This window comes from Brevibacterium sp. GP-SGM9, assembly GCF_047300845.1.
GTDB lineage: Bacteria > Actinomycetota > Actinomycetes > Actinomycetales > Brevibacteriaceae > Brevibacterium.
In genome coordinates this window covers 3,029,409-3,049,381 of sequence record NZ_CP178563.1, presented here as the reverse complement: position 1 = coordinate 3,049,381, position 19,973 = coordinate 3,029,409, and the positions used below count along the sequence as shown (strand labels likewise).

At 66.5% G+C, this 19,973-nt stretch carries 15 protein-coding genes and 1 tRNA gene; 10 read left to right on the top strand and 6 right to left on the bottom strand.

Annotation, left to right across the window (positions count from 1 at the left end):
• Positions 1-24 precede the first annotated feature (24 nt).
• Both ACH82I_RS13675 and ACH82I_RS13670 read left to right on the top strand, forming a co-directional pair.
• Positions 25-756, top strand: a complete 732-nt coding sequence (locus tag ACH82I_RS13675) for a TetR/AcrR family transcriptional regulator (protein WP_413333370.1) — start codon at positions 25-27, stop codon at positions 754-756.
• A gap of 74 nt (positions 757-830) precedes the next feature.
• Entirely contained in the window at positions 831-1,802 is a 972-nt protein-coding gene (locus ACH82I_RS13670; RefSeq protein WP_413333369.1) for a hypothetical protein, read from the top strand.
• A gap of 5 nt (positions 1,803-1,807) precedes the next feature.
• On the opposite strand, the gene ACH82I_RS13665 is transcribed toward ACH82I_RS13670, so the two are convergent.
• Both ACH82I_RS13665 and ACH82I_RS13660 read right to left on the bottom strand, forming a co-directional pair.
• Positions 1,808-2,938, bottom strand: coding sequence for a C45 family autoproteolytic acyltransferase/hydolase (locus ACH82I_RS13665; protein ID WP_413333367.1), 1,131 nt, complete (start codon positions 2,936-2,938; stop codon positions 1,808-1,810).
• Positions 2,939-3,076: 138 nt separating this feature from the next.
• Positions 3,077-4,183: an MBL fold metallo-hydrolase gene (locus ACH82I_RS13660; protein WP_413333365.1), complete on the bottom strand. Its 1,107-nt coding sequence runs from the start codon at positions 4,181-4,183 to the stop codon at positions 3,077-3,079.
• Positions 4,184-4,455: 272 nt separating this feature from the next.
• Between ACH82I_RS13660 and ACH82I_RS13655 the strand changes: the two genes are divergently transcribed.
• Positions 4,456-5,829, top strand: coding sequence for an APC family permease (locus tag ACH82I_RS13655; protein ID WP_413333363.1), 1,374 nt, complete (start codon positions 4,456-4,458; stop codon positions 5,827-5,829).
• Positions 5,830-6,304: 475 nt separating this feature from the next.
• Here ACH82I_RS13655 and ACH82I_RS13650 read toward each other — a convergent pair.
• Positions 6,305-6,392 (bottom strand) — tRNA-Ser (locus ACH82I_RS13650).
• 174 nt (positions 6,393-6,566) lie between these two features.
• A complete protein-coding gene (locus tag ACH82I_RS13645) occupies positions 6,567-9,416 on the bottom strand; it encodes a maltokinase N-terminal cap-like domain-containing protein (RefSeq protein ID WP_413333361.1) in 2,850 nt (949 codons plus the stop codon).
• Positions 9,417-9,611: 195 nt separating this feature from the next.
• On the opposite strand from ACH82I_RS13645, the gene ilvA reads away from it, so the two are divergent.
• Genes ilvA through ACH82I_RS13620 form a run of 5 tightly spaced genes read left to right on the top strand, consistent with a single transcriptional unit; the run spans position 9,612 to position 13,960 of the window.
• Positions 9,612-10,928, top strand: a complete 1,317-nt coding sequence (gene ilvA, locus ACH82I_RS13640; RefSeq protein WP_413333359.1) for a threonine ammonia-lyase IlvA — start codon at positions 9,612-9,614, stop codon at positions 10,926-10,928.
• A gap of 50 nt (positions 10,929-10,978) precedes the next feature.
• Complete coding sequence (locus ACH82I_RS13635; RefSeq protein ID WP_413333357.1) at positions 10,979-11,989, top strand: NAD(P)H-quinone oxidoreductase; 1,011 nt, start codon at positions 10,979-10,981, stop codon at positions 11,987-11,989.
• Positions 11,986-12,561 (top strand): proteasome activator, encoded by a 576-nt coding sequence (locus ACH82I_RS13630; RefSeq protein ID WP_413333356.1) that lies wholly within the window; start codon positions 11,986-11,988, stop codon positions 12,559-12,561. The genes ACH82I_RS13635 and ACH82I_RS13630 overlap by 4 nt, the downstream gene beginning before the upstream one ends.
• Positions 12,558-13,142: a hypothetical protein gene (locus ACH82I_RS13625; protein ID WP_413333354.1), complete on the top strand. Its 585-nt coding sequence runs from the start codon at positions 12,558-12,560 to the stop codon at positions 13,140-13,142. The genes ACH82I_RS13630 and ACH82I_RS13625 overlap by 4 nt, the downstream gene beginning before the upstream one ends.
• Positions 13,139-13,960 carry an HAD family hydrolase gene (locus ACH82I_RS13620; RefSeq protein ID WP_413333352.1) on the top strand — a complete coding sequence of 274 codons (822 nt, stop codon included), beginning with the start codon at positions 13,139-13,141 and terminating at the stop codon, positions 13,958-13,960. Before ACH82I_RS13625 ends, ACH82I_RS13620 begins: the two co-directional genes overlap by 4 nt.
• Positions 13,961-14,007: 47 nt before the next feature.
• Here the strand turns inward: ACH82I_RS13620 and ACH82I_RS13615 are convergent, their stop codons facing one another.
• Together ACH82I_RS13615 and serS are read right to left on the bottom strand one after the other, a co-directional pair.
• On the bottom strand, positions 14,008-14,856 hold the full coding sequence (locus tag ACH82I_RS13615) for an HAD family hydrolase (RefSeq protein ID WP_413333350.1): 849 nt from the start codon (positions 14,854-14,856) through the stop codon (positions 14,008-14,010).
• A 49-nt stretch (positions 14,857-14,905) separates the two neighbouring features.
• Positions 14,906-16,186, bottom strand: a complete 1,281-nt coding sequence (gene serS / locus ACH82I_RS13610) for a serine--tRNA ligase (RefSeq protein ID WP_413333348.1) — start codon at positions 16,184-16,186, stop codon at positions 14,906-14,908.
• 81 nt (positions 16,187-16,267) lie between these two features.
• Here serS and ACH82I_RS13605 point away from each other — a divergent pair, with 81 nt between their 5' ends.
• Both ACH82I_RS13605 and ACH82I_RS13600 read left to right on the top strand, forming a co-directional pair.
• The gene (locus tag ACH82I_RS13605) at positions 16,268-17,383 is read left to right on the top strand and encodes a diacylglycerol/lipid kinase family protein (protein WP_413333346.1); all 1,116 of its coding nucleotides are present in this window, start codon (positions 16,268-16,270) and stop codon (positions 17,381-17,383) included.
• Between the two features lie 248 nt (positions 17,384-17,631).
• On the top strand, positions 17,632-19,836 hold the full coding sequence (locus ACH82I_RS13600) for a hypothetical protein (protein WP_413333345.1): 2,205 nt from the start codon (positions 17,632-17,634) through the stop codon (positions 19,834-19,836).
• Positions 19,837-19,973: the final 137 nt, after the last annotated feature.

The window sequence follows — 19,973 nt, the reverse complement described above, 5'->3', positions numbered from 1 at the left end:
GAATTTCGCGAGGATTCTCACTGGATGCCCAGAAACCCCTGGACGCCGACAGCCCTCGACAACCCCTGGACCCGACTCGATGACCCAGCGACCTCTGGAACGAAGCACCCGATGAATGACGACAAGCTCAGCGCCCGCAGACGGCAGACCCGCTCGACCCTGGTCGAGGCGGGCATCTCCGTGTTCGCCGTCAAAGGCATCGACGGGGCCTCGATCGAGGAGATCTGCGAGGCCGCCGGGTTCACCCGCGGGGCCTTCTACTCGAACTTCTCCGGCCGTGATGAGCTCATCCTCGCGACGATCGAGTCGCGCACCTCGCACGATCTCGACATGCTCGACGCCACCATCGAACGCTGGCGCGATCGTCTCAGCTGCGGTCAACCCGGTGACCTCGAGGGCTTCCTCACGGAGTTCATCACCGACACCTTCAGTCAGAAGGTGGTCACCGCCGCCGAGGTGATCGCCGAGCACGAGATCGAGCTCTACTGCCTGCGCACGCCCGGGCTCTATCCCCGGTACGCGGAGCTGAGCTCCTATCAGATCGAACGGATCCAGTCCCTGATCGAGAACGCGATCGGATTCGCCGAGGCGGCCGCGACGATTCCGCTGCCCGACCTCATCAGCGCGCTGACGGCCATCCATTCGCAGGCCGCCCTGCGGGCCGCAGCCGGGAAGCGGCTGCACGAGAAGGTCGAGATCGATCCGACCCAGATGGTGCGCATCCTCGCCCGCCTCCTCGACTTCGACCGCGACTGAGGTATTCGACGTCGACCGAGACCGAGATCTACGACCACCGGGCAGACGCCCGCACAGGCACTAAGGTGGATGGCGTGAATGAACTGCAGCGCGAATACACCGCCTTCATCAACAATATGGACGTCCGCCTCGGCGCGTTCGTCCTCGCCGATCTGCCCGAGACCTTCGACAAGGAGGACGGGGAGACGGTGAAGTTCCCCAAGGACTTCGGTCCGAAGTCCCTGCCGATGCTCGAGCTCTTCGTGCTCTCGAAGTTCCCCGACACCGAGGCCGCGCTCGCTCCCGAGAACCGGCGCTTCGTCGAAGGCCTCATCCGCTACCTCGGCGAGACCTTCCTCCGCGCCGTCGGCGGGGTCTGGGACCACGATGAGAAGACCGGCAACGGGATGCCCTTCATCCGCCCCGACACGGAGGCCGGCCCGGAGCAGGGCGAACCGATCCCGCTCGTGGCGATCGTCCTGACCGCCGTCGATCAGCGCACCGCTCGCGTCTTCGGCGCGGTCCTCGACAAGGCCCGGGACAACCTCGGCGGGGATGGGACGCCCAAGCGCCAGTGCACCGGACTGTCGATGGGCATGCTCAACGCCGAGAACTCGAGCAAGGAGGAGGTCGAATTCCTCTCCCGCTTCATCGGGACCGTCGAGCCGGGCATCGCCGCCTGGACGCAGGAGCAGGCCGAGCCGGACTCCTGGTCGTTCGATCGGGAGAGCCTCGCCCGGCTGGGCCGGCAGCTCTCGGTGCGCTATGACTCCCGCGAGGAGATGATGAGCGAGGATGAGGTCACCTTCGTCGGCGGGGCGATGCGCTTCATCGGCGAGACCGTCCGCCGCATCGGCCTCGGCCAGTGGCGCTACGGCACCGAGCTCGAGGCCGACGACCCGCGGCAGAAGCAGCCCTTCATCCGCTTCGTCATCGGGGATCAGAACCTCGACATCGTCCCCTGGCGTCTGGCGCAGGCCGCGCTCGAGGACAAAGACGCGATCGCCTCGGCGCTCGATGCGATCATCGAGATGCGTGAGTCGGAGGCTGGCGCGGAGGCGGACTGAGCGCCTCAGAGCTCGAAGCTGCGATTGCCCTCGAGACCGTCGGCGGGTGAGCCGGGGGCGAGGTCGATCCGCTTCCGCACCGGGTCGATCTGGACGGTGACGAGCGTGGCCGAACGGTCCCCGTAGGGCGCGTCCGGGTCCGGGATGCAGCACACGGGCGCCTCGTCCGGTCCGGTCGTCAGCAGCTTCACGAGCTCGGCGGTGCCGAATTCGGAGCTGAGCTCCGCCTCGGCGACCTTCCTCTCCAGATGGTCGAAGCGGGCCCGGGAGGTCGAATCAGGTTTGAGCTCGAGGCCGCCGGGGACGAGCTCCGGATGGAGGAAGTGGTTCGTGTGGACGAGGAATCCCGGCCCGACGGCCGCGCCTGAGCCGGCCGCCCCGCCCGACCCGACCCGCAGCTCGCGTTTCTGCGCGTTCGCGATCTCGACCTGGACCACCTCGTCGGCGCTGACGACCGTGATGATCGACGAGGAGGTGGTCGTCGCCGAGCGGATGATCTCGAGCGCCTCGGGCAGGGTGTGCGCGGTCGCGAGCACGCGCTCGAGGATCGCGTGGATCGGCACTCCCCCGGGCCGGTCCCCCTCATGCTTGAGGATGTTGAGGTGGACGCCGATGCCGGCCTCGTTGAGTCCGATCTTGCCGAGCATCCCGTATTCGGCGATGCCCGCATGCCGGAGCTGACCGGGCACGGCGCCGACGTCGTTGTAGTGCCACAGCGTCGAGTAGTCGGCTATCCAATCCCAGGTCTGAGCGGAGACCGAGGCGCCGGTTCGGCTCAGGCTCACGGTCGAGCACTCGGTCGGGGCGGCCGGGGCCAAGGTCATGATCTCGGTCCGAGCGATGACCTCCATGAGGTCGAGGGTCGCGACCCCCGCGCCCTCGGCGACCGCGGAGATTTCCTCGGCCGAGTTCGGGGCCCATTCCTCCAGCCGTGCGTGACTCGTGGCCGCCGCGGTGCGGACATCCGCCTCGGCGATGGTCAGGTGGGCGAAATAGCGGCGATAGCCGGCGATCGCGGAGCGGATGCCGGTGGAGAGCTCATGCCCGCGCTGCAGCCCGCGCCGGATGTGATCGGCAGCGCGGGAGGTGAAGACCTCGGGCCTGACTCGGGCGGCGGGAATGTACTCGGCACTCATGTGCGACTCCTCTTGCGGTCGGCGGGTGCCACCATCCTCGCATCCGGAGGCGAACCGAGGGTGAGGGGTTTCACATCCCGGGCGGAAGAGGCGGTCGAACAGGCGCGGCCGGGCGCCCTCACAGCCTCGGGCGTCCTCTCAGCCTCGGGCGACGTACGACTCCGCCCCCACCGCGATGTCGAGGTAGTGCATGTGCGCTGCGGTCTCGGCGAGGGCGGCGAAGAGGTTGAAGTGATGGAGCTGGTCGAAGCCGCGCGACCAGTGCAGTCCCTGCGCGATCGAGTAGACGCTGTGGTCCTCGGTCGCTTCCATCCGCTCCCGGATCTCGCCGAGGCGTTCGTGGTGGTGCTCGACGAGCTCGCGCTTGCGGTCATGGAGACCGCGGAACCGGAACCCGTGCGCCGGCAGCACCGAGACGTCATGCTCGAGGCCCCCGATCCTCTCCAACGATCCCAGATAGTCGCCGAGGCTGTGCGTGATCGCGCCGGAATCGAGACCGATGTTCGGCGTGATCGTCGGGAGCACATGGTCGCCGGAGAACAGGAGTCGCTCCTCGTCACGGACGAAGACCGAGTGCCCGTAGGTGTGCCCCGGGGTCCACAGGGCGCGCAGGGAGCCGTCTTCGAGGGGCAGTCGGGTGCCGTCCTCGAGCACGTGGATGGTGTCGGGAATCCTGCCCATCAGGGACGCGAATTCGTTCTTCGCCCCCGCACCTCTGTCCTTCTTCGCATCGCCCTGGATGCTCGCGACCTCGCCCCAGCGCGCCTCGGGGACGCCGTAGAGGCGGGCGATGTTGAGGTTCGGATCTGTCCCCGTGCCCAGATCGAGAGCTTCGGTGAGGAACCGTTTGACCGAACGCAGGTCCTCGCCGTGCATGGCCACCCAGATGTCCGGGTTCGCCTCGAGCAGCGCGGGCACGAGTCCGATGTGGTCGCGGTGGTAGTGCGTGATGGCGATGCCGCGGATGTTCGCGACCGCGAAGCCCAGGGGCTCCAGCGCCGAGGTGAGCGCGGCGTACTGGTCCTTCCCGTCCCAACCGGGATCGATGAGGACGACGCCGTCCCCGTCCGCGAGCGCGTAGCAGTAGGTGTAGACGAGAGGGTTGTTCGGGATCGGGACGGGAATCGCCCACACGCCGTCGGCGACGACCTCGACGTCCGGAAGGACCCGATCCTTCCATGCCTGCGACTGCTGTGTGCTGAGCGTTTCGATCGCCATCGCCGTCTGCTCCCTCTCCTCGGTCATCATTGTCCTTTCTCCGCAATCTACCCCTCTTTGCTTAGTTACTGAAAGGTCATTCGACGGCCTGCACCTGAGGCGCAAGTGGCTTTGTGCGTAATGCGCGGGGATCGCCACGGAAACAGTCGGACCGGGCCGTGGTCACACTCGGTTCCCATATCGAATTGTGATCCACATTTCGTTTTCAGTAGTCGCGAAGTTAAGATCTATGACGCACGTCACTGCTGCGCCGTCCCGGCCGGCATCATGGGCGGCACCGCTCATCTGGGAGGATTGATATGACTGCTTCGGGGTCCCTGAAACGCAATCTCGGACTGTGGTCCATCGTCGGACTCGGTCTCGGCTACATGACGCCGACCGTCGTCTTCGACACCTTCGGCATCGTGTCCGAACAGACGAACGGTGCGGTGCCCGCCGCCTATCTCGTCGCCCTCATCGTCATGATCTTCACCGCGTTCAGCTACGGCAAGATGGTCCGCATCTTCCCGACAGCCGGCTCGGCGTACACCTACACCCGCGAGACCATGACCCCGGGACTCGGCTTCCTGGTCGGCTGGACATCGCTCATGGACTATCTGCTGCTGCCGATGGTCAACTGCCTGATCATCCGCCTGTACATGGAGTCGATGGTGCCTGACGCTCCACCGTGGGTGTGGGTCGTCGCCTATACGGTCATCATGACCGGCATCGTGCTCACCTCGATGCGCGGGACGGCGAACCTCAACGGCATCCTCCTCATCTTCGCGATCATCCTGGTGGCCATGTTCTGTGTGCTCGCGGTCATGCAGCTGAACGCCGGCGAGGGCGCCGGGCTCGTCTTCAGCCCCGAGCCCTTCTTCCACGAGGGAGTCCACCTCGGCGCGGTCCTCACGGGCGCCACTGTCGTCTGCTTCTCGTTCATCGGCTTCGACGCCGTGACCATGTACACGAACGAGGCCAAGCACGTCAGCCTCATGCCCAAGGCGATCATGCTCACCGTGCTGGCCGGCGGTCTCATCTTCCTCGTCGCCGGCTACTTCGCCCAGCTGCTCTTCCCCGACAACTCGCAGTTCAGCGTCGTCGACGATCCGCTGCCGGAGATCGGCATGCTCACCGGCGGTCACCTGTTCCAGCTGTTCTTCGTCGCGGCGGCCTTCGCCGCCACGGCCGCCTCGGGGCTGGCATCGCATGCCTCGGTCTCGCGCATGCTGCTGGTGATGGGACGCAACGGCGTGCTGCCGCGGAAGTCCTTCGGCTACATCAACCCGAAGACCCACACCCCCGTGTTCAACATCGTGCTGGTCGGCGCCGTGTGCCTGCTGGCGATGTCGTTCAGCCTCGAGTTCATCTCGGCACTGATCAACTTCGGCGCGCTCATCGCCTTCACCTTCGTCAACCTCACGGTCATCGCGCACTATGCGTTCCGGACCAGGCAGGTCGTCGACTTCAAGTCGGCGTTCAACTATGTGGTCATGCCCGCGATCGGGGCGATCCTCACCGGCGTCCTGTGGGCGAGCTTGCACGGCACCGCGCTCATCGGCGGCCTCATCTGGCTGGCCATCGGCGTCATCTACCTGGCCGTGCTCACCCGCGGCTTCAAGCGCACCGTGCGCAGCTTCGACGACCCCGAGGCCGATGCGAAGATGTCCGAGCCCGAGGTCGCCGCGGACTGAGGGCCGCGCGGCTTCACGGTCGGAAAGCCGGTTGCCCGTTGCCTGTTGCCTCCACCCTTCGCACGGCTCGGATTGGTCACAGAACCGTGGTCCGCTCGATCGGATCCTCGGTCCGGTGACCTTTTCGGCCGAGCCGATCGACGCGATGGACGTGAGCGGCGTGCCGGAAACCCATGTTTCGATCGTTGAGGGCTAATGGTCGGAATGTGTGGGTTATAGGCCAGATTGTGTGTACAGAATAGGCTCCCTTCCCCTCAGGCAGTAGGTCAGAACAGGGCTGAACATGCTCTGAAGGCACGTTCAGTGTCCGGCCTTCGAAATCACTCCTGCGGAGGTCTGGGGATTGTTCGGCTACCTCCGAGCAGTTTCGGCCCTGATTCTGCTCGGTGGTAGCCGCACAATGCCTACACAAAGGGGTCAGAAATAAGAAATGTCCCACGCCATCGAGTGAACAATGACGTGGGACATCACGACGCGGAAGCGGTGGGATTCGAACCCACGGTGCGGGGTTGCCGCACAACGGTTTTCAAGACCGTCTCCTTCGGCCGCTCGGACACGCTTCCAATGGTTCAACCGAGGAGTCTGACCCCTCGAATCGAACCCGGCCTGCCCGGCACTCGGCCGAGCCACCATAGTTTCTCACAGGTCGCTCGGCAACTGCCAATCAGCTGCAGCCGAGCGGTCCGGGGCACACTGCTCTGTGCTGGCGGGAACAGCTCGATGCTTCTGAGAACAGCTCAGTGCTTGTTGCGCTTCTTCGACTTGCCGGGATCCTTCGACTTGTCCGCGTTCTTCAGCTTGTCGGAGAACTCGCCGAACACCGACCCCGTGCTCGATTCTGCGGAGCTGTCCGACCCATGCTTTCCGAGGTTCGGCGCAGTGCTCGGCTTCGCCGGAGGCACATCGTGCCCGGTGGAGTCGGCGTCCTCCGAAGTCGCACCACGAGCGGCGAACGATGCCGGGACACGTCGGACGACAGGCTCCTCCTCGTCGGCGTCGGCGTCGATGTCCTCAAGACCAAGGTCGTCATCCGCATCGGCCGCAGCTTCGGTGGGGACCTCAGCATCAACGTCATCGGCGTCGTCCGGGCCGGCAACCAATACATCGCCGTCCCTATCGGCCGCTGCGACTGAGATCGTCGACTCCGCGTCCGAGCCCGATGCGCCAGGCTCGGCAGACTCGCTCGGTTCGCCAGGCTCGACCGGTTCGATGTTCCCGACCGTCTCCGTGGGCTCCACTGGTTCCTGGGTGACGCCGTCTACCAGGGTCTCGGTGGAGTGCGCCCCACCGCTGATCTTCACTTCCTCGGCGCGCTTCTCCCCATCACTCTTGCGAGCGCCGACAACCGAAGTACTGGCGTCAGTCGAGCCCGTCGCCTCGGCGGTCTCGGAGTTCTCCTCGGAAGCAGCATTCTCGTGGGCGTCGGTGTCGGCCGCATGGCGAGCCGGAGCCTCGACGTTCGGTTCGTCGAAGGCGGTGGTGTCCGCGGCGGCCTCGGACGCGGAGGTACTCGGCTCAACAGGTGTGACCGCTTCGGTCGAGACCCCATCGACGAGAGAATCGTGGTGCTCGACCCGGTGCGCGTAGGTGATATCAGCCGGGTCACCGGCTCGCGACTTGTCCACTTCGTCGGCGGTCGGGACGGTTGTCGGCTCCTCGCTCGACTCGGCCTCGGAACCGCCCGCCTGCACTGCATCGCCTGAGTCATCGGCAGAAGCACCGGCGGCAGCGACCCTGCCGATCGCGACGGCGCCGACGCCTGCGCCGATGCCTGCGGCACGCAGCTCCGCCTCGGCGCTGCCCACCTCAGAAGTGCCCGGCCCCACCTCGGAGGTGCCAGACTCTGCCGCAGAAGTACCAGAGGCCGCCTCGGCAGCACCCGTCTCCACCTCGGGGGCACTCAGCTCCACCTCGGTGGGCAGATCCCCGGACCGGGACGGCTTGCCCTTGAGCACCAGGGTCAGGGTCGCAAGCGGCACAGACAGCCAGTTCGGACGGTTGCGCAGCTCGGTGACCACCTCGACGAGGAGGCGGTCGATGAGCGCGGCGCGCAGCACCGGATCGCTCAGGCCGATGCTCTCACCGCGAGCGCGCGAATAGCCGCTGAGCAGGGAATTCTGGACCTGGGAGGCCCACAGATATTCGGGTGAGTCGAAGATCGCCCGCAATGCCGAGGGATCGTTGCCGAAGCCGTTGACGACGAGGCCGCCGTCCTCGGAATCGAGCTCCTCGGTCCGTTGCAGCCGCGCGAAGCCGGCCGCATAGTCGACGCTGCGCAGCAAGGCCACGAGGTCGAGGGCGACGGGCTTCGGATCGGAGTTCGTCGAGTCGGTGAACTTCACGACCGAGTAGCCGTCGCTGGGAGAGCTGACAACATGGTCGAGGGTGAGCTCGCCGTGGATCTTCTGCAGGGAGCCGATGGTCTCGAGCGACTGCAGCTTCTGCCGATGTCCGCGCAGTTCGGGCACGAGCGAGTCGAGTGCCAAGGGCGCACGGCCGAGTGCCCAGTCGATGCGCTCGATCCACTTCTTCACGAGCTGGACGGTCGGGGCTCCGGTGCCCTCGACGATGCCGAACTCGGCGGCCATGTCCGAGTGGAGCTCACCGATGCGCCGCCCCATCTCGGCGGCATGGGCGTTGTAGGCGCCGATCGAGCCGGAGTCGACGGCGCAGACGATGTCCACGGCCTCCCGCCAGGCCGGTTCGCCTTCGATGTCGACGTGGGAGAGCAGCGCCATCGGCGCTTCCATCTCCGTGACCTCGAACATGTCGTACCAGCGGCCAGAGCCCCAGCCGATGACCTCGGGCACGCTGCGGGAGCCCGCCTCGGTGAGCAGGACCGGGATCGTCAGCGAGGACGGCATGCCGTTCTCGAGGACCCGGAAGAACGACAGCTCCATCGGCTCGTACTCGTCGTGGATGATCACCGTGGACTTGTGCGGGCCGGAATCGGAGACCTCGATCGGGCGGATGTCCACGGGCATCTCCTCCCGAGCCTCGGCCCGGGCCTCGGTCAGCAGCGCCGCCTTCGATGGCTTCGGTGGGACCGCCTCGGCGCCGGTGTCAGTCGAACCGGCACTGTCGGTCGAACCCGCACCCGAACTGGTCACGGGGAACGGCATGCCCGACTGCGTGTCCCGAGAGCTCGCCCGGGACGCCGACTTCTCCTGGCTGTGGCGCAGCGATTCGGTGGACAGCTGACCGCCGTCGAAGACCTTGCGCTTGGTGATCGCATCGGCCATGAGGTTGACGAACACGGGATCGGCGGCGCCGTCGTAGACCCAGACCTGGCCGAGGGCGAGGTCATCGATCTGGCCGATGAGGGCGTGGCGGAGGTGAATGTCCTCGGTCCCGCGCAGGGACAGCGGGATGTTGAGGCGGCGCAGAGTGGGACCGTCCCCGACGGAGATCACGGTGACGAGGCCGACGAAGCCGCCGAGCTCCTCGGCCGTGTAGGTGAAGGCACGGGCCACCGACATGGGGGTGATATCGGGGTCGGTCCCGAAATCTGCGGCGAGCTTGGGGAACCACGGCTGCCGAGGTATCCAGCTGGCTAACAGTTGTTCGAGCTCACTGCTGATGGCCATGTCGTCTCCTAGAAGGGATTACGGGCATCTTCCATCCAATCATGATATGACTTCCGCGCCGCCCAGGGCGCACCCGAAATCCGGAAGTCAGCCCACAATAACCACAGAGTCCGGCGCCGAGGCGGTGCCCGGGAACCGTGGACGGAACCACCCTGCGGACACAGGTCACGTCCTCATTTCGGGACGAGTTGCCAAATGGCAAGACAGAAGGAGCACAATAGAGGGGTGTTGAAAGAAGACGTGACATCCCAGCAGCAAACACTCGCGCACGAGGTCGAAGCGGCCGCGTCGCGAATTGCCGATTCCGTCATCCTGTCTCCACTCCACATTTCCGAGCGGCTCTCGGCCGCCACCTCCGCGAACGTCTACCTCAAGCGTGAGGACCTGCAGATGGTGCGGTCCTACAAGATCCGCGGGGCCTTCAACTTCATGCTCCAGCTCGACGCGGCCGAGCGCGCCCGCGGAGTCGTCTGCGCCTCGGCGGGCAACCATGCGCAGGGCTTCGCCCGCGCCTGCAGCCAGCTGGGCATCCAGGGCACGATCTTCGTACCCAAGACCACACCGAGGCAGAAGATCGATCGCGTCCGCCACTTCGGCGGCGAATGGGTGAGCATCGAGATCGCCGGATCGACCTATGACGACGCCTCGGCGCTGGCGCACCGCTTCGCCGACCGCAACGACGCCCTCCTCGTCTCTGCCTTCGACGACCGTCGCACGATCGCCGGCCAGGGCACGGTCGCCGCGGAGATCCACGCTCAGCTCGAGACCGACCCCGACTACATCATCGTGCCCGTCGGCGGCGGCGGAGTCCTCGCCGGAATCGCCGCCTATGCGGCCGCGAACATGCCGAACACCCAGGTCATCGGGGCCGAACCCGCCGGGGCCGCCTCGATGATCGCCGCACTCAAGGCCGGACACCCGGTGACCCTGGAGAACATCGACCGCTTCGCCGACGGCACCGCCGTCAAACGCGCCGGAGCTCTGACCTATGAGATCGTCGCCGACCTCGGCCTCGACATCCGCCCCGTCGCCGAAGGCGCGGTGGCCACGGAGATGCTCAGCATGTATCAGGTCGAGGGCATCATCGCCGAGCCCTCCGGAGCGCTGGCCTCGGCGGGCATCGGCGCCGCCGGCACGGGCAAGCCGATCGTCGTCGAACCCGGGTCGACCGTGGTCTGCCTGGTCTCGGGCGGCAACAACGACATCTCCCGCTACCCGGAGATCCTCGAGCGCTCCCTCGTCCACGAAGGGCTCAAGCACTACTTCATCGTCGACTTCCCGCAGGAGCCCGGCGCCCTGCGCCGCTTCCTCAACGAGGTGCTCGGACCCGACGACGACATCGCCATGTTCGAGTACGTCAAACGCTCGGACCGGGAGACCGGTCCCGCGTTCGTCGGCATCGAGCTCGGCTATGCCGAGGATCTGCCGAACCTGCTCGAACGCATGGAGGCCTCGCAGCTCGAGATCGAACGCGTGCACCAGAACTCGCCGATGTTCCGCCTCTTCGCCTGATTCGCCTGGAGAGCCTGCCCCAGCTCGACTCCACGGACTAGAGTGGAAGCATGCGAGCAATCACGATCTCCACACCCGGTGGCCCCGAGGTTCTCCAGGTCACCGATGAACCAACCCCGGACATTGCGGCCGACGAGGTGCTCGTCCGCGTCCACGCGGCCGGCGTCAACCGCGCCGACCTGCTCCAGCGACAGGGCTTCTACGATCCCCCGAAAGGTGCGACGACGATTCCCGGGCTCGAGGTCTCCGGGACGATCGCACGGCTCGGCGCCGAGGTCACCGGCTGGTCCGTCGGCGACCGCGTGGCGGCTCTGCTCTCCGGCGGCGGCTACGCCGAAGAGGTCCCCGTTCCCGCAGGTCAGCTCCTTCCCATCCCCGATGGCTTCGACCTCACCGAGGCGGCGGCCCTGCCCGAGGTGCTCGCCACCGTGTGGTCGAACATCGTCGGCCGCGGTCAGCTCCAGGCCGGCGAATGGCTGCTCGTCCACGGCGGCGGCTCCGGGATCGGCACGGCCGCGATTCAGATCGCGCACCACCTCGGCGCGAAGATCGCCGTCACCGTCGGCTCCGAGCGGAAGGCCGAGTTCTGCCGCAGCCTCGGCGCCGACGCCGTCATCAACTACAAGGACGAGGACTTCGTCGCCCGCGCCCACGAGATCTGCGTCCGCGAGGACGAGTCGACCGGTGCCGATGTCATCCTCGACATCATCGGGGCGAAGTACCTCGAACGCAACATCAAGGCCCTCGGCACCGACGGCCGTCTCGTCATCATCGGCATGCAGGGCGGGACGAAGACCGAGATCAACCTCGGATGGCTGATGCAGCCGCGCAAGTCGGTGGCGGCCACGACCCTGCGGGCCCGCCCGAAGGAGCAGAAGATCGCCATCGTCGCCGAGGTGGCCGAGCACCTGTGGCCGGCCGTGACCTCGGGCGACATCCGTCCCATCGTCCATTCGACGGTGCCGTTGGCCGAGGCGCCGAGCGCTCATCAGACGCTCGAGGACGGGGCCAACATCGGCAAGGTCCTGCTCATCCTCGACGAGGACGGTGACCGAGAATGACCATCGATCCGAACGAGCCCGAGGCCGGCGGACAGAACAGCCATGCCGAGGTGGAGCAGCAGGAACAGGCGACCGAGGCCGATGTGTCCTCGCCGGCGAAGGTGATGCGCATCGGCACGATGGTCAAGCAGCTGCTCGACGAGGTGCGCAGCACCGATCTCGACGAGAAGGGACGCGAGAGGCTGGCGACGATCCACCGCCGGTCGATCGAAGAGCTCGAGGAAGGACTGTCCAAGGAGCTCATCGACGAACTCGAACGCCTCGATCTGCCCTTCGACACCAGCGACGGCCCGCCGACGATCTCCGAGCTGCGCATCGCCCAGGCCCAGCTCGTCGGCTGGCTCGAGGGACTCTTCCACGGCATCCAGACCGCGATCGCGGCCCAGCAGGCCATGGCCCGCCAGGAGCTCGCCGGTCGCGGCCAGTTGCCCCCGGGCATGGTCGCGCCCAATGCCGGGGCGGCCGGTCCAGGCGCCCATGCCGCTGCCGGCTCGGGATACGGCTCAGGATCCGGCTCGGGCGAGGGCGCGGACGACGAAGACGACAACCGCGGCACCGGCAACTATCTGTGAAGCGATTCCTCTCCGGACTGCGGAAGAAGGCCGGCCGCGCTGGACGCTCCGCGCGCCTCGGCGACGATGAGCGCTTCGGAACCGGACTGTGGCGGCACAACCGCGACCGCTTCATCCGCGCCGTCGACCGCTACTACACGACGGCCGTGTCCATCCACGAGGCCCGCACCGGGGCACCGGAACCAGAGACCACCTCGGCGGAGGCGCCCGAACCCGGGGCACCGGAATCCGTGGCAACCGAGGACGACCCTGCGAACACGATCGTCGACGGCACCCACCGACTCAACGCACTCGTGACCCTCGTCGATGCGATCACCGAACGCCTCCACGCCGACCATCCGGTGTCCGGACAGGTCGTTCCCGGACCCGCCCGCCGGGCCATCGGGGACACCCCGGAGCTGCTGACGAAGGCCTCATCCAAGGTCGCCGAGGCGGTCCTGGCCGCATCGATGGCCCGCACCGAGATCCTCGCGGGCAAGCCGATCGGCTCCGGTGCCCGGGCCACCGCCCGCTTCATCGACGATGCCGCCGAGCTGCTCGAGCGGGCGCAGGCGAACCTCGATAAGGTGGAGGAATCATGACCGCCAGCCTGCCTCCACACAACTTTGAGCTCGGCCTCGTTGCCAGCGACATCGACGGGACGCTGCTGGCCGAATGGCAGCCGATCTCGGCGGCGACGATCGACGCGATCCACCGCTGCCAGGACGCGGGCATCCCCTTCGTTCCGGTGACCGGTCGGCCGATCAGGTGGTTGGCCCCGATCGCCGAGCAGATTCCTGATCTCGGACGAGTCGTGTGCCTCAACGGCGCGGTCATCTATGACATCGCGGCGCAGAGCGTCGTCTCCGCCCACACCCTCGACCACCGCATCGTCGAAGAGATCGTCTCCTCCATCACCGCCGCCCACCCCCAGGCGCACTTCGCCTACGAGACGCTCACGGGCGGGCTCATCGATCGGGAGTTCGTCACCCGCCGGCCCCGGCAGGCCGAGGTCATCGACGATGTGGCCGAGCTCGCCGTCCACGACGTGGTCAAGGTCCTCGTGAGCATCGGGACCAAGGATTCGCAGTCGCTCCACGACCTCCTCGGGCCGCTCGTGGCCGAAACCTGCCATGCCTCCTTCTCCGATCCGGAGAACGGACTCGTCGAACTCGCTCCGGCCGGGATCACGAAGGCGCAGACGCTCGAGGGCCTGTGCGAGCACCTCGGCGTGCGCCGGTCACAGGTGATGGCCTTCGGGGACATGCCCAACGACATCGAGATGCTCAGTTGGGCCGGACACGGTGTGGCGATGGGCAATGCCCTGGGTTCGGTCAAGGAGATCGCGGCCGCCGTCACCGACTCCGTCGCCGATGACGGTGTCGCCCGCTACCTCAACGCCGTCCTCGATGCCCGGTGAGAGCCGACGCCCGCTGAGGGCAGCTGAGTTTCAGCGCCTCGTGAGTTTCAGCGGGTCGTGCTCGATCCCGAGGCCTCCAGCAGAGACGCATCGAGGTCGAAGTACTCGACCAGAGCCTCGGCCAGCCCGTCTTCGTCGATCGATCCGGTCACCACGCTGGCGAGCCGTTTGAGGTCGATCTTGGCCTGGCCCATGACGATCCCGTGTTCGACCCACTCGATCATCTCGATGTCGTTGAGCCCGTCACCGGCACCGACGCTGAGCTCATGCGGCACTCCGAGTTCGGCCTCGACGAGGGCGAGGCCGCTGGCCTTGGAGATCCCCTCGGGGGCGATGTCGAGCCAGTTGCTCCAGCCCACCGAATAGCTGACTTCGTGGAGTCCGAGACGATCGACTGCCTCGGCGAAGTCCTCCGCGGTGCCGTTGACCTCGCGCATGACGATGCGGGTCGCCCGCTTCGTCAGCAGCTCGTCGAAGTCGACGATGTCGAGGGTGTCGGCCTCGGCCAGCTCCCCCATCGGGAACGCGCCCGAGGCCCAGCGGTGCAGATCCGGGTCCTCGACGAGGAACAGAGCGGTGGGCAGGGCCTCGCGCATGCGTTCGAGCGCATCGCGCGGGTCGAAGGAGACCACATGGTGCATCTCCCAGCCCAGCGGCAGCTCGGGGTCGAGACGGACGACGACGGAGCCGTTCGAGCAGACGACGAAGCCGCGGGTGAGTCCGAGCGCGTGGACGACTTCGAGCGCACCCGGCAGGGCACGTCCGGTGGAGATCACGAGGTGATGACCCGCCTCGGCGAGGGCTCCGAGCACCTGCCTGACCGATTCCGACAGCGTTCCGTCATATCCGAGGATCGTGCCGTCGACGTCGAGTGCGATGAGGTGCTGCTGGGCCAATGTGTCGTCTCCTTGAATCAGAATCGTGCGGAGCCAGGAATCGTGAGGGTCAGTACCGTGGACCCTCGGGTCCCTGCGCCGTCATCCCGCCGAGGTAGGGCCGCAGTGCCGCGGGCACCGTGACCGATCCGTCGGCCTGCTGGTGGTTCTCGAGGATGGGCACGAGCCACCGGGTGTTCGCCATGGTCCCGTTGAGGGTGGCCACGGGGCGGGTGGCGCCGTCGTGCCGTTCGCGGACCTGCAGGCGGCGGGCCTGGAAGGTCGTGCAGTTCGAGGTCGAGGTCAGTTCGCGGTAGGTCTCCTGGGTCGGCACCCAGGCCTCGCAGTCGAACTTCCGGGCCGCGGAATCGCCGAGGTCGCCGGCCGCGGTGTCGATGACGCGGTAGGGCAGCTCGCAGAGTCCGAGCATCTTCTCCTGCAGGCTGAGCATCCGCTCGTGTTCGGTCGCGGCGTCCTCGATCGCGACGTAGGAGAACATCTCGACCTTCTGGAACTGGTGGACGCGGATGATGCCGCGGGTGTCCTTGCCGTAGGAGCCGGCCTCGCGGCGGTAGCAGGAGGAGATGCCGGCGTAGCGCAGGGGCCCGTCGCTCAGGTCGATGATCTCGCCCATGTGGTAGCCGGCCAGGGGCACCTCGGAGGTGCCGACGAGGAAGAGGTCGTCGGCTTCGAGGCGGTAGACCTCATCGGCGTGCTCGCCGAGGAAGCCGGTGCCGCGCATGACTTCGGGCTTGACCAGCGTCGGGGTGATGGTCGGAATGAACCCGGCTTCCTCCGCCACATCGCGGGCGAGGTTGAGCAGGGCCATCTCGAGCTTGGCGCCGAAGCCGGTGAGGTAGTGGAAGCGGGCACCGGCGACCTTGGTGCCGCGCTGGGTGTCGATGGCCTTGAGTCGTTCGCCGATCTCGAGGTGATCGGCCGGTTCGAAGCCGTCGACGCTGAAGTCGCGGGGCTGCCCGACGGTTTTGAGCGTGGCGAAGTTCTCCTCGCCGCCTGCGGGGATGCCTTCGATGATGAGGTTGGGCAGTTTGCCGGCGAGCTTCTCGAACGCGAAGCTGGCCTCTTCGGACTCGGCCTGGAGGGACTTGACCTGCGCGGACTTCTCCTTGCCCTCTGCGATGAGTGCCGGCTTGTCCTCTTTCGCCGCCTTCGCGATCTGGGAGGAGAACGACTTCTGATCGGCGCGGGCATCCTCGTAGGAGGTGATGGCTGCACGTCGCGCGGAATCGGCGGCGAGGACCTCGTCGACGAGGTCGACGGATGCCCCGCGGGCCTCCTGCGATGCCTTGAACAGGTCGGGGTTCTCTCTGAGAAGCGCTAGATCGATCACCCTCTCAGCTTAACGGGCGCCGTCGGATTTCGACATTCGACCCTCAGCTCGCACTCGAGTTCGCCCCTGTAGATTTGTGGGATGACCATCGAGCTTGATCCCGTGATGTCGTGGCTGGTCATCATCGGCCTCGTCATCGTCCTCGGCGCCGCGTTCCTCATCGGCCGCCGCACCGGCGTCCGCCGTGCACTCAAGACCGCACGGCGCTATGCCCACGCGACCAATCTTTCCGACGCCGAGGCGGATCCCGCCACGCGTTACCGTGCGGCCCTCATCGTCAATCCGACGAAGACCGACGTCCGACGCCTGTCCTCGACCGCCGAGGCGATCTGTCGCTTCGAGGGATGGAGCCCGCCGCTCGTGACCGAGACGACGCCCGAGGACACGGGAGAAGGAGCCGCGGTCCGCGCGCTCGACGAGGGTGTCGACGTCGTCATCGCCGCCGGCGGGGACGGGACCGTCCGCGCGGTCGCCTCGGCGCTGGCGGGCACCTCGACCCCGATGGGGATCGTCCCGCTGGGAACCGGCAACCTCCTGGCCCGCAATGTAGAGGTCGTCCTCGACAAGACCGAGTGGGCGCTGCGGATCGCGCTGTGGGGACGCAACCGTGAGATCGATGTGGGCACGGCCAAGATCGCCGAGGATGGGGACACCCACGTCTTCACCGTGATGACGGGACTGGGGTTCGATGCCGCGGTCATGGCCGACACCAATGCGGACCTCAAGAGCCGCCTCGGCTGGCTCGCCTATGTCGAGGCAGGGTCGCGGAAGCTTGCGGGCAAGCCGAGTCACGTCAAGGTCACCTTCGACGATGAGTACCGGATCTTGGCGCGGGTCCGGTCGGTCCTCGGCGGCAACTGCGGGAAGCTGCAGGGCGGGATCCAGCTGCTGCCGCAGGCGGTCATCGACGACGGCATGCTCGACGTGCTCATCGTCAGTCCGAAGAACCTCGGGCAGTGGGTGGGCGTGCTCGCCTCGGTGCTCGGGCGGAAGGCTTCGAATGGCCTGCACACGGACATCCGAAAGTGCCAGAAGGTCGTGATCGAGGCCCGGGATCAGCTCGACATCCAGCTCGACGGGGACCCGGTCGGGCGGTCTTCGTACCTTGAGATGGCGGTCATGCCCTCGGCGCTCACGATCCGTGTCCCGACCGTGGAGCAGCGCAAGCAGATCCGCGCGGAAGCCTGGCCGGTGTGACCGGGCGGGCGTGAACGGGCGGGTGTGAACGGGCGGGTGTGAACGGGCCGGCTTAACCGGGCGGGCGTGAACGCGGGCATTACCGTCACGTAAGGTCACGGTAACGTCTCGGACGACACCAGCAGTTCACCAAAGCGTTATGGCAATTCACCCGACCAAAACGTACAGAAATAGTCCGGCGCGGAACCTGAACCTAGGATGACAGTCAGATGTGCACCCCCTCACACTGACTAGATTGAAGGCATCCAATGAAGAAGCTCATCCTCGCGCCGGCCGTCGCCCTCGCGTTCACCGGTCTGGTGGCCGCTCCCGTCGCCGCCGCCGAGACTCCCTCCACCCAGTCGGACCAGACCAAGGCTGAGCAGGCGAAGGCCGAGAAGAAGGAAGCGGCCGAGAAGGCCGAAGCCAAGAAGAAGGCAGACGCAAAGAAGGCGGCGGCTGAGAAGGCGGCGGCTGAGAAGGCCGCCGACAAGAAGGCGGCCGATAAGAAAGCCGCGGACAATAAGGCCGCTGCGAAGAAGGCAGTCGACAAGAAGGCGGCAGATAAGAAGGCCGCCGACGACAAGGCCGCCAAGAACAAGAAGGACGGCAAGAAGGACGAGTCGAAGAAGACTCCTCCCCCGGCCGACAACACCAAGCCGACCACGCCGCCCAAGGACAACGACGACAAGGGTTCGGACTCCAAGGACGAGAACAAGGGCGATGAGGTCAAGGACATCAACGCCTCGCTCAAGGTCGCTGCCTCTTCAGTCGACGCCGAGCAGCTGGCCGACGAGGGCGTCAAAGTCACCGTCACCGGCCTCGAAAAGGGCGACAAGCTGACGACTTCCGGCCTCAGCGCCCCCGCCACCACGGCGTCCGGCTCAACCGCGACCCTCGTCGTCAAGTACGACGGAGAGGCCGAGAATCTCAAGGAAGGCAAGAAGGCCTTCAACGTCAAGGTTGCCCGCACCGGAGCCACGGCTAAAACGCTCCCCGGCGGGTTCGACATCCAGGCTGCAGACGACGCCGTCGACCCCATCGACTCTGAGCTCTCGGTCGATCCCGAGACGATCACCGCCGAAGACCTAGCCAACAAAGACAAGGGCATCCAGGTCACGGCCACCAACCTGCAGGCCGGCGACGTGGTCACGGACTCCCTGACCGGCGAGGAGAAGACCATCGAAGAAGACGGCGCCTTCACCTTCGGCGTCTATTACAAAGGTAACCCCGAACAGCTCAAACTCGGCGAGCAGCAGCTGACCGTCACCGTCGATCGCGAGGGAACCACTTCCGCCGAGCTCACGGGCGAATTCACCATCGGCGACGCCTCCGACGAAGATCCCGTCATCGACCCCAAGGTGAAGCTCGGCACGGACGAGATCACAGTCGAGGAGTTCAAGAAGAACGGCCTCCCGTTCACCGGCACGGGCTTCAGCCCCGGAAGCACCGTCTCGGTCACAGGTAAGGCTGTCTCGGCCCAGGCTGCCAAGGCCCAGGCCGACGACGAGGTCGTCGCCGATGAAGACGGCAACGTCAGCGGTGTCGTGACAGCTCCGGCCTCGCTCGAGGCGGGCACCATCGAACTCATCTTCACCGACACCGATTCCACTCAGTCGGCTCCGGCAGTGACGATCACCGTCACCGAAGATGACGACGACGCCGTCGACCCGATCGATGCCTCGCTCAAGGTCGATCCCAAAGAGATCACCGCCGAGGACCTCGCCAACGAGGACAAGGGCGTGACCGTCACCGTCTCCGGCGTCAAGAAAGGTGACAAGGTCACTGATTCGCTGACCGGCAAGTCCGAAACCGCTGACGCCGACGGCGACTACAAGCTGCACCTCTGGTACGAAGGCAACCCGAAGAACCTCGAAGAGGGCAAGCTCCCCTTCACCGTCACCATCGACCGCGAGGGCACGGAGTCACAGACCCTCGACGGTGCCATCAACGTGGTCGCCGACGAGCCGGAAGCACCCGCCGAGGCGACCCTGAAGGTCTCGCCGAAGTCGATCGAGGCCGCGGACTTCGCCAACGACAAGAAGGGTGTCACGCTCTCGGTCGAGAACTGCGAGCCGGGTGCTGACGTGCACTTCGAGGTCAACCCGAAGGGCATCAACGTCACCGCCTACGAGAACACGGTCAAGGCCGATGACGAAGGCCGAGCCTCGGTCAATGTGTTCGGCACCTCCTCGAACGCCTCGGCGTATGTGGGCGCCTACACCGCGACCGCAACCTGCGGCGATGACACGATGAAGGACTCCTTCAAGGTCACCGAGGGTGCCAACGGCGGAGGCGACAACGGAAACGGCGGCGGCAGCGGAGACAACGGCAACGGCGGCAGCGAACTGCCCCGTACCGGTGCCGACCTCGGCGGCCTGGCCACCGGCGCTCTCCTGCTCCTCGTCGGCGGGGCCGCCATCGCAGTGACAGGACGTAAGAACAAGTTCGCTCGGACGCCCTTCAGCTTCTGAGTGAGCACCTCGGCCAGCCGCCTATGGTGGCAGCTGAACCGGTGAGCTGAACAGCTGCGGCCCCGACAGATGTCGGGGCCGCAGCTGTGTCCGCGTCCGGAAATCCGCCTCGAATTCCGCGCCGAGATACGCCTCGA

Bases quoted from the DNA above. Each gene is read 5' to 3' on its own strand.
- ACH82I_RS13630 (WP_413333356.1), top strand. From the start codon at position 11,986: ATGACCATCGATCCGAACGAGCCCGAGGCCGGCGGACAGAACAGCCAT.
- ACH82I_RS13635 (WP_413333357.1), top strand. From the start codon at position 10,979: ATGCGAGCAATCACGATCTCCACACCCGGTGGCCCCGAGGTTCTCCAG.
- ACH82I_RS13655 (WP_413333363.1), top strand. From the start codon at position 4,456: ATGACTGCTTCGGGGTCCCTGAAACGCAATCTCGGACTGTGGTCCATC.
- ACH82I_RS13605 (WP_413333346.1), top strand. From the start codon at position 16,268: ATGACCATCGAGCTTGATCCCGTGATGTCGTGGCTGGTCATCATCGGC.
- ACH82I_RS13665 (WP_413333367.1), bottom strand. From the start codon at position 2,938: ATGAGTGCCGAGTACATTCCCGCCGCCCGAGTCAGGCCCGAGGTCTTC.
- ACH82I_RS13645 (WP_413333361.1), bottom strand. From the start codon at position 9,416: ATGGCCATCAGCAGTGAGCTCGAACAACTGTTAGCCAGCTGGATACCT.
- ACH82I_RS13600 (WP_413333345.1), top strand. From the start codon at position 17,632: ATGAAGAAGCTCATCCTCGCGCCGGCCGTCGCCCTCGCGTTCACCGGT.
- ACH82I_RS13620 (WP_413333352.1), top strand. From the start codon at position 13,139: ATGACCGCCAGCCTGCCTCCACACAACTTTGAGCTCGGCCTCGTTGCC.
- ilvA (WP_413333359.1), top strand. From the start codon at position 9,612: ATGGCAAGACAGAAGGAGCACAATAGAGGGGTGTTGAAAGAAGACGTG.
- ACH82I_RS13675 (WP_413333370.1), top strand. From the start codon at position 25: ATGCCCAGAAACCCCTGGACGCCGACAGCCCTCGACAACCCCTGGACC.
- ACH82I_RS13660 (WP_413333365.1), bottom strand. From the start codon at position 4,183: ATGACCGAGGAGAGGGAGCAGACGGCGATGGCGATCGAAACGCTCAGC.